We start from the raw sequence: 10907 nt of genomic DNA, 5'->3' as shown, positions 1-10907 counted from the left end.
AGTGTCAAAATTGTGTTCAATTACTCGTCATCCCAGTCATGCCTTCCAGCGGTCAAGTGAAATCGATTTTTTTTCTGATCCTCTTTCTCCTCAGTATTCTAGGGGGTATTCTACTGGCTTCGCTACTTCAACAACCAGCGATCGCCCAATCTCCCTCCTCGGATACATTGCTAAATCGTTATCAAATTGGACAGCAAACCTATCTAGAAAATTGTGCCAGCTGCCATATTGCCATTGCTCCCAGTATCCTACCGAGTCAAACTTGGAAAAAAATCCTAGAAAATCCTAATTCTCACTATGGTATCCGTTTAAAACCAATTGTCGGCATTACTCAGCGTCTTATCTGGGATTATCTCAGTTATTCTTCCCGCCCTCTTAGGGAGACTACTTTTGTTCCCCTCCTAATTGAACAGTCCAGCTATGTAAAGGTTTTGCACCCTAGGGTCAATTTACCCACTCCTCTCGGTCACACCACCTGTGTCACCTGTCATCCCAACGCTTCCCGCTACGATTATCAAACCCTTACCCCCATCTGGGATGATGCAGCCTAATCAGTTATCAGTTTTCAGTTTTCAGATGTGAGTTTTTAGTTCACTGATTACTGTTTACTGATCACTGAGAGGGGGTGCAGTGAGGGTGATTTCGCCGATTTGGTCAGCTTTACCCATTAATTGGGCAGGGTTGTCGTTAAGAGAGATTTTAACAGCACCAGCATTGCCCGATCGAATATTTAAACTCTTTTGGGCTGTCCAAGTTCGTTTGGTCCCGGGTTGGAGATTGCCTTCGTGGACTTTTTTGCCATCGGCAATTACCCTTACCCAAGTGGCCTGTTCAATAGTTACTTCGGCTGAGAGGGGAACTTTTGGCGGAGGAGAAGGGGAAGGAGAGGCTACCAGCGCAGGAGGGACTACCGGTGCGAGGGAACCCACGGGGGAAGGAGAGGGAGTAACGGCAGGGGGATTAGAGAGAGGGGGACGGAGGAAAAGATAGCCAATACCACAAAATATGCCCGCCAGTAAGCCTAACCAGAGATATATCCCGAAAAAGGTCGATTTAGCTGGTTGGGGGCTAGTTTCTGGGGCCGGGTTTTCTGGTTTCACTCGTTCCGCTTTTGGGGCAGCCGGTTCAGCCTTGGAGATGGGGGTAGCTTTTGTGGGCAGTGTTTTCGGGATAGTTACCTCTTGGGCTAATTGTTCCGCACTAGGAGACAAGCGATCGGCTAAAGCTTTACCATCAATTTTTAGGGCATCACCGTAGCGTTTGATAAATCCCTTGACATAAATTAATTCTGGTAATTTCTCCCAATTCCCCGTTTCCAACGCTTCTAGCATTGGCAATCTAATCATCGTCACGGCGGCGATATCGTCTATGCTCAGGCAGCTTTCTTCTCGTTTTTGACGTAAATAAGTCCCGATTTCCTTGATTTGTTCGGCTTGTAGGGGACTGAGTTGACTCATAATTCCAGTCATAATCTATACCAACTTAGATGATAATCTCGATTTTGTTATTTTGGGATAATCTGTTCTCTAGAAGTTCCCTTTACTTTGTCGTCATTACCAGCGAAAAGGTTGCAAAAACCAGCAAAAATCGGCAATACTTGCCAAAGTTAAGTTTTTTATTTCAGGGTGACTGCACTGGCCGGTCAGTACATACATTTGTTCTTAATGCTTGTTTTTCTCGAACTCTCATCTGATCGCTAATTATGACCTTTATTCCCCATCCCGACACCACCCCCCTTCACCTTACCTGTGCCGTAGTCACGGTGAGCGATACTCGTACCCCAGAGACGGATAGAAGTGGCCAAATAATTCAAGAGTTACTAACTCGATCGGGTCATGATATCGGCCTATACTTAATTATCCCCGATGAACCCTTACAAATTCAAGCAATTTTACCAGAGATTAGCAATCAAAATCAGATAAAAGTCTTAATTCTTAATGGGGGGACGGGTATTGCTCCCAGAGACACCACCTACGATGCTTTAGTACCTTTATTAAGGATTACTTTGCCCGGTTTTGGCGAATTATTTCGTTATCTTAGCTATCAGGAAATCGGCTCCCGTGCCATGGCATCGAGGGCAATAGCTGGGGTTTATCAAAACCTATTGGTCTTTTCTCTCCCTGGTTCCACTAATGCCGTTAAATTAGCCCTAGAAAAACTGATTCTTCCTGAAATTTTACATCTGGTTAAACAGATGAATGGATAATTTATTGAGATTTTATCTTGTCTGAAATTTCTTGAAAAGATACATCCCAAAAATAGCTGGCCAGATTCACTGCGCTTAACAGTTTAGGAATTCCTTCACTTAGACTAGCAAAACCTTGATTGTTAATCTGGAGAAGATCGATAGTAATCGCAAAAGTTAAAAGTGCTAAAGCAATGATTAAAATTTGGTAATAAGTTTGTCCTATTCGCCGCCAAAATGCTAACCCATAAATCAGAATTGCGAGGGCATAAACAGAGATAGTCAAGAATTTGGGAATATTAAAATAGAGGAGAATGATATGAATTCTGAAGATTTCATTGATGGCAAAAAGCCCCGTTACTATACCAGAAAAAAGTAAAAAATTGTCAGAATTATTGAAACTTGTCTTGCGGGACAATAAAGCATAACTAAAAAGGCAAACAATCGGAGGTAAACAACAAAGAAACTGAAAAGAATGGGTTAATAAACCAGCGATCGGAGTTGGGGGAGTAGCGGGAGGATAAAACAAAAGACTAGAGGGTAATTCTGCCCGATCAACCCCAGCAATCAAAGCTAAAATCAAGAGGAGAACGACAAGATTTATTTTCAGAAAATGCTGTTTTCGTGAGGACATAAGTATAACAGTTGATAATTGTGCCTATTAATCACGGTATAATTCACAAAGTGCCGCTTTCTACCCGCTCAATCTAAATAACGAAGCGCCAAGCATTTCCCTGATTGTGTTAAGGACAATTTTCTCGGTTTTCTATGCTCGATCAGAAAGAACTTTTGTGTTTATTACAATTGGCTAGTCCCATTTTACCCGTGGGGGCCTATAGTTATTCTGAAGGGCTAGAAACCCTCGTCGAAAAGGGGATTATCTCCAATAGTGCCACCTTGAATGATTGGTTAGAGCGATCGCTTTGTCAAGGCTCGATTCGCTTAGAAGCGGCTGTTTTGCTAAGGGTATATCGTTGTTTTTGTCAAGAAGATTTTACAAAACTTAATTATTGGGACAATTGGTTATCGGCAACGCGGGAAACGGCCGAATTAAGACAACAAAGCTGGCAAATGGGGCGATCGCTGTTAAACCTATTGCGGGAGTTAGCACCGGCCAGAGATAATCTACCGGAACAGGCTAATTATGCCACCGCCTTTGCGATCGGGGCAAGTCATTGGCAAATTGGGGAAGAATTAGCGGTTTTAGGCTATTTACACAGTTGGGCAAGTAATTTAATCAATGCAGGACTGCGTTTAATTCCCCTTGGACAAACCCTAGGACAAGCGCTTCTGATCGGTTTACAGCCCAGTTTATTAACAGCAACAGCAGATATTATCAGTTTAGCCGATGAAAACCTGACCAGTTGGAGTTGGGGGCTAAGTTTTGCCAGTATGAACCACGAAACCCAGTATAGTCGTCTATTTCGCAGTTAGCAATTTAGGGAGAAAAGCAGGAGAATGACTTAAAAACCAAATAAGGTATAGTATGATTGAAAAAAATCTTAAGTCCTAGTTCTCGCTTTCTGAGTGACGGAGGGTTTTAAGGAAAGATGCGAACACTTTACCTAGCCACAGTGTACCAATGTTTAGTCAATCAGAAAAAATTCCCGTTTCGGTGTTAATTCCCGCCAAAGACGAGGAATCTAACCTTCCCGCTTGTTTAGAGAGTGTTGCTAGGGCTGATGAAGTGTTTGTCGTCGATTCCCAAAGTATCGATCGCTCGATCGAAATATCTACCAACTATGGGGCTAATGTAGTCCAATTTTATTTTAATGGTCGTTGGCCGAAAAAGAAAAACTGGTCCCTTGATAACCTGCCTTTTCGCAACGAATGGGTATTAATCGTCGATTGTGATGAGAGAATCACCCCCGAACTATGGGACGAAATCGCCACCGTGATCCAAGATTCCAACTATAACGGTTATTATCTCAATCGTCGCGTTTTCTTCCTCGGACAATGGATTCGTTATGGTGGCAAGTATCCCGACTGGAATCTGCGTTTATTTAAACATAAGTCGGGTAGATATGAGAATTTAAACACGGAAGATATACCCAACACGGGAGATAACGAAGTTCACGAACACGTTATCCTTAATGGCAAGGTGGGCTATCTAAAAAATGATATGCTGCACATCGATTTCCGCGATATCTATCATTGGTTAGAAAGACATAATCGTTATTCCAACTGGGAGGCCCGGGTTTATTACAATATTCTCACGGGTAATGACGAAAGTGGCACGATCGGAGCGCACCTGTTCGGTGATGCGGTGCAGAGAAAACGTTTTTTAAAGAAAATTTGGGTAAAATTGCCCTTTAAACCGCTGCTGCGCTTTATTCTCTTTTATGTTATCCGTCTCGGTTTCTTGGATGGCAAAGCTGGTTATATCTACGGTCGTCTTTTGAGTCAGTATGAATACCAAATTGGGGTTAAATTGTACGAATTACGGAGATTTGGCGGTAAATTAAACGTTAATACCCATGTTAATCCCCCGATTAAACCCTCAGAACCTCAACCGGTAGAAATGATTAAATAAGTCCTATGTCCCCAGAAATCCGCACCGATGAGGAAGCGTGGCTAGATCTGCGTACCTACGATCAATCTTGGTTCGATCGCGGTCGTTCTAATCTAATTATCCTACTTTGGTGGTTAGTACAGGGAATTCTTTTTCCCCTCAGTTTGCACCAGATGGATAGCTTTCGCTGCGCTGTTTTGCGGCTATTTGGGGCTAAAATCGGCCTTGGGGTGAAAATTCGCCCGACGGTAAGGGTGACTTATCCCTGGAAAGTGGCGATCGGTGATTATAGTTGGATCGGCGATGATGTGGTGATTTATAGTTTGGATAATGTTACCATCGGCAGTCATTGTGTGATTTCTCAAAAATGCTATCTTTGCACTGGCAGTCACGATCCCGGCGATCGCTCTTTTGGCTTAAAAACCACTCCCATCCTCATCGGTAATGGTACATGGATCGCGGCCGATTGTTTTTTGGCTCCGGGGGTAAAAATTGGCTCTAATGTTGTTATTGGGGCAAGAAGCAGCGTATTTGCCGATATTCCCGCTCAAAAGGTCGCTTGGGGTAGTCCCTGTCGTCCTCAATACGATAGAAAGATGAATTCTTATAGTAGTTAAGCTAAGAGGCATTTTTGGCGGTCTTCCGCTCGCTTTTGTCCCACTGTTTCCCACGGGACATATTAAGCTGTTCGTAATTTAATTAGCATTTTTATCGATTTTTGTCAAGATATATTTAACATTTTTTATCTTGTTTATTTGACACAATTTATTAGAAAAAGGGTTTATAATTAAAGAGGGCGAATGCAATTCGCCCCTACAATAATATTATTATTATTGTGCCAATGGTAGGGGCGCATCGCGTGCGCCCAGAATGTCCTAAGTAGGTAGGCACAATTATTTGGGCGAATGCAATTCGCCCCTACAATAATATTATTATTATTGTGCCAATGGTAGGGGCGCATCGCGTGCGCCCAGAATGTCCTAAGTAGGTAGGCACAATTATTTGTAGGATGGGTTAGCGGTAGCGTAACATAATCGGGCGTTGGGTTTCATGCTTCAACCCAACCTACGTTCTAATCCTATTTAACCTAATAGGTAAGGAGTAAGAGTAGGGCTAATTCATGAATTAGCCCTACTTTTTTAGTTTCCAACTAATCCTATTTGACCTAATAGGTAAGGCCAAAGTTGCAGGGGCCCCGTACGATATCCATGTGTTTCCAACTAATCCTATTTGACCTAATAGGTAAGGCACGGGAATTGAGATAATTGAGACCCAATCTATCAGTTTCCAACTAATCCTATTTGACCTAATAGGTAAGGGGTTCCGCATTCACGTAAGTGAAGAAAATTTCTGGGTTTCCAACTAATCCTATTTGACCTAATAGGTAAGGGTATGAACCCTACAGCAAACATTTCTTTGCCGTTAAGTTTCCAACTAATCCTATTTGACCTAATAGGTAAGGAGTACCCCTTGGAAAGTCTCATCGAGAGGGGAAGACAGACCCCCAAATCGACGCACCTGCAAAAAGAGGGTTAAAAAGTGGTCTTGGGGGGGGTAAAAGTCCCGATACCAAAGGGTAGAACCCTGACTGGGAGAGCAATCGACACATCTAACCAGAGAATCGGGGTTTTAGGTCGGGGAGGGGGTGCATCGATTTTCAGTCAAGAGTTAGGGGACAAGCTAGATGATGTAGAGATTTGGGGGTGGTTGAGGAGGAGAACCTCCCATCACCAACAATCTAGAGACAGCTTCTTCGGAAATCCCATAGAAGCGCACATCATCCTCTTGAGGATTGACCCTTTCTACTACTTTAGCGTACAGTTTCCGCCTCTGGATGTGTAATTAATTTTGCTTAAGTAATTATCTGTAATTAAGTAGCTGGTTATAATTAAATTAAAAATGGATTTTAGGTTCGATCCCCCCTGCCCCCCTTGATAAGGGGGGTGCCGATAGGCGGGGGGATCTGACAATTTTTAACGCCTACCTACTTAATTGTCTAGCTACTGATTAAGGAGGGTAGCAGGGGTGGGAGTTTTTTTTAAGGATTTTTTAACCCCAAAAATCCCCCGATTCTGGCGAGCAATCAGTATCATAGATAACAACAACAAGCTTTAGGTCTAATCCGATAAAAATCATGACCTACCTATCTCCTAAATTATTCACTTTTGAAGACTTTTTAAACCAGTATGGAGATGACCCACGCTATCAATTAATTGACGGGGAGTTGCGAGACTTGGAACCCACTGGACCTCAGGAATCCGTAGCGGGAAAAATCGCAGGAAGACTGTGGGGAGAAATCTTGCGATTACATCTACTCTGGACAATTCCTAAAAACTGTTTGCTCCGTCCAGAATCGGGTCAAGCTACTGCTTTACGTCCCGATGTCATCATTTTGGATGAAGTGGACTTTAGCACCGAATCTCTCTGGGAAAAACAAGAAATTTTAACTAGCTCCCAAGCAATTAAATTAGTGGTAGAAGTGGTTAGTAGTAATTGGCAAGATGATTATGCACGCAAAGTTGAAGAATACTCATCTTTAGGTGTTGCTGAATATTGGATTGTCGATTTTCGTGGATTGGGTGGCATCTCTTTTATCGGTAAACCCAAACAGCCTACTTTGACTATTTGTCAGCTAGAAGGTGATGAATATCAACAAAAATTATATCGTCTTTATGAGCGCATTAGTTCGGCAGTTTTTCCCGAATTGTCTCTGTGTCTTCTCGATATTATGCCCTAAATCTCTAGTAAAATTATGCTGAAATCTCTTAAAAATGTCCTGGGTAATCTGCGTCAATATCCCTATAATATTATCTTTAATCCCCTCACCAATGCAGCATTAGCCATCGCCGCTATTTTGGCACTAATTGCCGATCAATTTGGCCAGGGATATTATCTAATTTTTCTGATTGCTTTGGCTCTAGTTATCATCGGTATCTGGCTAGAATCTCAGAAATACGACCTCTATAAACATCAGGCGATTCCTCTACCGATAGTGATTAAAATTGCTAATCCTGCCGATAGTAATAAGGCTCTGCAATCGCTTTTTAATATCATCGAAACAGAAAATAAATACAAAGATCATCAAAATAATCTTGACCAGTATCTCAATATTAGCGAAACAGACTTAATTTTTAACTACTCCTGTGATATTTATGATCAAGAAATGCTGAAAGCTTTTCTGCAAATACTCCGCTATAATCTAGAGAAACTTAAGAAAAAAACTCCCCAAAATACTATTATTTATCTTGCCTATATCGGTCCGATTAGCGTCGCTATTATGGTCGGCACTATTCTCGCTACTGAAGGAGTAAAAATCTTTCAATATAATAAATCTTCTGATAGTTATTATCCTGTGGTGGAAATTAGCGATCGCAAACTCAAAGAAGATATTAAGGAATACGAAAAATTTGAGCGTGTTGTCACCGAAAAAGGTCAAGATAGAGTAACTATAGCCATCGATGTTTCTTCCCATAAAATTAATCTTAATGATCAGAGTATTGAAAACTACGGCGATTTAATTTATCTGAAAAGTAAAGGCAGTGGTACAATTGAAAAAAATGAAGATTGGCTACAATATTCTAGAGAAATCTTTAAAACTATCAACATCGCTCAACAAAAAAACTATCAAGAGATTAAGCTAGTTTATTCCATGCCTATAACTTTGGGAATACTTGTCGGAATGGCCGTTCAACAATACTGGCCAATTCTCCTAACTCAATACGAAAATTCTACCTACAGAAATCTTATTAATCTTCAGGAATTTAAACTTTATCGAGGACAATAAAGATAAAATGAACTATACTGTAATTACCTTTGCTCCTGTGCAAGGATTCATCGAAAAATCGCGTAAACTAAGGGACTTGTACGGTGGTTCTTTTTTATTATCCTATCTTGCCGATGCTATCTGTCAGGCAGCGGATAAATATCCTGAATGTAGCCTTATTTCTCCGGCTTTAATTGACGTTAAAAGAGGAACTCCCAACCAAATCTTAATCGCGGGTAATTTTCCCAAAAAAGAGGCCGAACAAGTCTTCAATGACGCATGGCAAAAAGTGGTTAATAAGTGTCGGGTTTGGATTGAACAAAATTTACCACAATACAATTATACTTGGCGACGAGAATGGAACCTATGGATTAATCATACTTGGGAATTCTTCTGGGCGCAAGAGGACTCGATCGATTGTGCGTTTAAAAGTCTGCAACAGAAAAAATATCAACGAGATTGGACGGGAATTAATTGGCAAGGAGAAAGTTCTAGCTTATCGGGTTCCGATGCCATTGTTTGGTATGGAATGACGGATCAAACCCATCCTTTATATTCTAGTATTTCCCAACAAAATCAGCAAATCACTGAATTTTATCAGCAATTAAGTCAAAAACTTTCTAATGCTATCCTCGATGAAACCGAACGTCTTAGCATTCCCGAATTAGTCAAAAGAATGATTACATTATATGATATTGGCAAGCCTTTAAACCTAGAACTTCCTAAAAAATTTGTGGAACTAAATCGCTACGAGGAAAAATCCTATACAGGATGGTTTCAAGGGGACGGTGACGGGATGGGAAATTACCTAAAAAATCTGTCCATATCCTCAAGAAAAGAATTTAGTCAAAGAATGCGACAATGGGGAGAAGAACTAGAAAATTATCTTAACTTTGGTCGCATTATTTATGCGGGAGGAGATGACTTTTTAGGGGTTTTGTTTTCACAAAAATCAGAACCAAAATTAACCCTACAAGATTGTCTATATTGGTTTGATCAATTTCATCGGGAAATCTGGCCAAAACACGGTTATTCTCAGGATATAACTGTTAGCGTCGGTTTTGTTTGGGCAGCTTCAGGAGTTCCTCAGCGTGACATATTGCAACAATGTCGAGAAGCAGAAAAATCCGCTAAAAATCAAGGTAAAAATCGTCTAGCGGTGCGAATCCTTTTTAACAGTGGTAACTATTTAGAGTGGGTTTGTCCCTGGGAAAACTTAAAAGATATCCTCGATAGTTATTGCGATCTCAGTGAAGGAAAAAACTGGACACATTTCTATAATGATATAGCAACTTTAGAAAATCGCCGCGGTTTTACCGATGATAATCACGATATTGCCAATGCAGTTTTTAACCTTTATTTTAATCAAAATATACCCATCGATACCACCTCTCACCAAGATATAAATAACTGGGTAATTAACCTCTCAAAAGTGGCCAATCATCTCACCTAAACATAGAAAAATGTTGCAATATCTGATCATAATTAAACCTTTGGGATTTCTCTACGGTAGCGCCGGTCCGTTTCTGTCTCCAGAAAATCTAGTTGGACGTTCAGGAAATCGTTTTCCCCCCACTGCTGCCACAGTTTCGGGACTATTTGCTCACAGCAATCCCACCAATATTCGCGATTTACAAATTGCCGGCCCTTTTTGGGCAAACAGTGAACAACCAGATAACTTTTTTGTCCCCACTCCCTTTATTTATTTGGCTAAAAAACCCCTCGCAAATTATTTTCAAGACCAAGAAAATAACGACAATGGAAAAATTCAACACACCTTAACATGGCAAGAAAAATGGCAAGAGAAAGACAGTAAACAAATTGAGGGAAAATTCGATCGAGATAGTTGGATTCCTATCAACCAATGGTATAATCCTCAAAAAGCCTATGGTTCTCCGTGGCAATATCATCCCCATCTCCATCCGCGTTTGTTAGAGGAGCAAAGAAAGGTAAAAACTGGAGAATTATTCCTCGAAAATGCCGTCCAGTTACATCCAGATGCTTGTCTAGTTTATTTAGCTAATCAACCCCTAGAAAATGGCTGGTATCGCTTTGGTGGAGAATCCCATCTAGTGGAAGTTAAATCACTTGAACTAAGCAGCCATCTCCAAACTTTATTTAATCAAGATGTCGGTCAATATTTTGCCCTCATTACTGCCGCAATCTGGGGAACAAATCGCCTATCAACTCGCAATCCCAGTGATTGGCAATTAGAAACCCTCAACACCGAAAGACCAATAACCTATCGTTATCGATTCGGAGGAAAAGATAAAGTTAAGCGCTTATCTAGGGGACGTTATGCAGTTCCCGCAGGAACAGTTTATCGCTTAAAAAACCCCTTACCATCTTGGCAAAATTGGCAGGAATCTTGGTTCCCCAGCGAAGGGGTTTCTCTCAAACGTTGGGGCTGCGGATTAGCCTTACCCTTAGAAAATATTGCCAAATAA

The 10907-nt window shown here is 41.2% G+C and carries 11 protein-coding genes and 1 CRISPR repeat array; of the genes, 9 read left to right on the top strand and 2 right to left on the bottom strand.

Features of this window, described 5'->3' with window-relative positions; translation table 11 throughout:
* The first annotated feature begins 38 nt into the window (after window positions 1–38).
* Window positions 39–551 carry a dihem cytochrome c family protein gene (locus tag ACQY1X_RS18715; protein ID WP_430013327.1) on the top strand — a complete coding sequence of 171 codons (513 nt, stop codon included), beginning with the start codon at window positions 39–41 and terminating at the stop codon, window positions 549–551.
* Window positions 552–605: 54 nt separating this feature from the next.
* Here ACQY1X_RS18715 and ACQY1X_RS18710 read toward each other — a convergent pair whose 3' ends face one another.
* Window positions 606–1469, bottom strand: a complete 864-nt coding sequence (locus ACQY1X_RS18710; RefSeq protein WP_430013326.1) for a helix-turn-helix domain-containing protein — start codon at window positions 1467–1469, stop codon at window positions 606–608.
* A gap of 233 nt (window positions 1470–1702) precedes the next feature.
* On the opposite strand from ACQY1X_RS18710, the gene ACQY1X_RS18705 reads away from it, so the two are divergent.
* Window positions 1703–2206, top strand: a complete 504-nt coding sequence (locus ACQY1X_RS18705; RefSeq protein ID WP_002735591.1) for a MogA/MoaB family molybdenum cofactor biosynthesis protein — start codon at window positions 1703–1705, stop codon at window positions 2204–2206.
* A 1-nt stretch (window position 2207) separates the two neighbouring features.
* On the opposite strand, the gene ACQY1X_RS18700 is transcribed toward ACQY1X_RS18705, so the two are convergent.
* Entirely contained in the window at window positions 2208–2819 is a 612-nt protein-coding gene (locus ACQY1X_RS18700) for a hypothetical protein (protein WP_190537804.1), read from the bottom strand.
* Window positions 2820–2953: 134 nt separating this feature from the next.
* Here ACQY1X_RS18700 and ACQY1X_RS18695 point away from each other — a divergent pair, with 134 nt between their 5' ends.
* From ACQY1X_RS18695 to ACQY1X_RS18665, 7 genes are all read left to right on the top strand, one after another.
* A complete protein-coding gene (locus ACQY1X_RS18695; protein ID WP_123230328.1) occupies window positions 2954–3619 on the top strand; it encodes an urease accessory protein UreF in 666 nt (221 codons plus the stop codon).
* Window positions 3620–3767: 148 nt separating this feature from the next.
* Window positions 3768–4718 (top strand): glycosyltransferase family 2 protein, encoded by a 951-nt coding sequence (locus ACQY1X_RS18690; protein ID WP_002752838.1) that lies wholly within the window; start codon window positions 3768–3770, stop codon window positions 4716–4718.
* 5 nt (window positions 4719–4723) lie between these two features.
* On the top strand, window positions 4724–5314 hold the full coding sequence (gene hpsU, locus ACQY1X_RS18685) for a hormogonium polysaccharide biosynthesis acetyltransferase HpsU (protein ID WP_430015000.1): 591 nt from the start codon (window positions 4724–4726) through the stop codon (window positions 5312–5314).
* A 447-nt stretch (window positions 5315–5761) separates the two neighbouring features.
* Window positions 5762–6159: a CRISPR direct-repeat array (repeat unit 36 nt; unit sequence GTTTCCAACTAATCCTATTTGACCTAATAGGTAAGG).
* A 672-nt stretch (window positions 6160–6831) separates the two neighbouring features.
* Window positions 6832–7434: a Uma2 family endonuclease gene (locus ACQY1X_RS18680; protein ID WP_430014999.1), complete on the top strand. Its 603-nt coding sequence runs from the start codon at window positions 6832–6834 to the stop codon at window positions 7432–7434.
* A 15-nt stretch (window positions 7435–7449) separates the two neighbouring features.
* Complete coding sequence (locus tag ACQY1X_RS18675) at window positions 7450–8481, top strand: SAVED domain-containing protein (RefSeq protein WP_430014998.1); 1032 nt, start codon at window positions 7450–7452, stop codon at window positions 8479–8481.
* Window positions 8482–8488: 7 nt separating this feature from the next.
* Entirely contained in the window at window positions 8489–9913 is a 1425-nt protein-coding gene (locus ACQY1X_RS18670) for a Cas10/Cmr2 second palm domain-containing protein (RefSeq protein WP_430014997.1), read from the top strand.
* Window positions 9914–9923: 10 nt separating this feature from the next.
* Window positions 9924–10907 (top strand): type III-B CRISPR module-associated Cmr3 family protein, encoded by a 984-nt coding sequence (locus tag ACQY1X_RS18665; protein ID WP_004268164.1) that lies wholly within the window; start codon window positions 9924–9926, stop codon window positions 10905–10907.

Source organism: Microcystis protocystis FBCC-A270 (genome assembly GCF_050500235.1).
GTDB lineage: Bacteria > Cyanobacteriota > Cyanobacteriia > Cyanobacteriales > Microcystaceae > Microcystis > Microcystis ichthyoblabe_A.
Note: the sequence above shows the minus strand (reverse complement) of the source record. Positions and strands in the feature narration are given on the sequence as shown.

What these genes read in the sequence shown, in the direction of transcription:
- ACQY1X_RS18715 (WP_430013327.1), top strand. Translation starts at nt 39, where the DNA reads ATGCCTTCCAGCGGTCAAGTGAAATCGATTTTTTTTCTGATCCTCTTT.
- ACQY1X_RS18710 (WP_430013326.1), bottom strand. Translation starts at nt 1,469, where the DNA reads ATGACTGGAATTATGAGTCAACTCAGTCCCCTACAAGCCGAACAAATC.
- ACQY1X_RS18705 (WP_002735591.1), top strand. Translation starts at nt 1,703, where the DNA reads ATGACCTTTATTCCCCATCCCGACACCACCCCCCTTCACCTTACCTGT.
- ACQY1X_RS18700 (WP_190537804.1), bottom strand. Translation starts at nt 2,819, where the DNA reads ATGTCCTCACGAAAACAGCATTTTCTGAAAATAAATCTTGTCGTTCTC.
- ACQY1X_RS18695 (WP_123230328.1), top strand. Translation starts at nt 2,954, where the DNA reads ATGCTCGATCAGAAAGAACTTTTGTGTTTATTACAATTGGCTAGTCCC.
- ACQY1X_RS18690 (WP_002752838.1), top strand. Translation starts at nt 3,768, where the DNA reads ATGTTTAGTCAATCAGAAAAAATTCCCGTTTCGGTGTTAATTCCCGCC.
- hpsU (WP_430015000.1), top strand. Translation starts at nt 4,724, where the DNA reads ATGTCCCCAGAAATCCGCACCGATGAGGAAGCGTGGCTAGATCTGCGT.
- ACQY1X_RS18680 (WP_430014999.1), top strand. Translation starts at nt 6,832, where the DNA reads ATGACCTACCTATCTCCTAAATTATTCACTTTTGAAGACTTTTTAAAC.
- ACQY1X_RS18675 (WP_430014998.1), top strand. Translation starts at nt 7,450, where the DNA reads ATGCTGAAATCTCTTAAAAATGTCCTGGGTAATCTGCGTCAATATCCC.
- ACQY1X_RS18670 (WP_430014997.1), top strand. Translation starts at nt 8,489, where the DNA reads ATGAACTATACTGTAATTACCTTTGCTCCTGTGCAAGGATTCATCGAA.
- ACQY1X_RS18665 (WP_004268164.1), top strand. Translation starts at nt 9,924, where the DNA reads ATGTTGCAATATCTGATCATAATTAAACCTTTGGGATTTCTCTACGGT.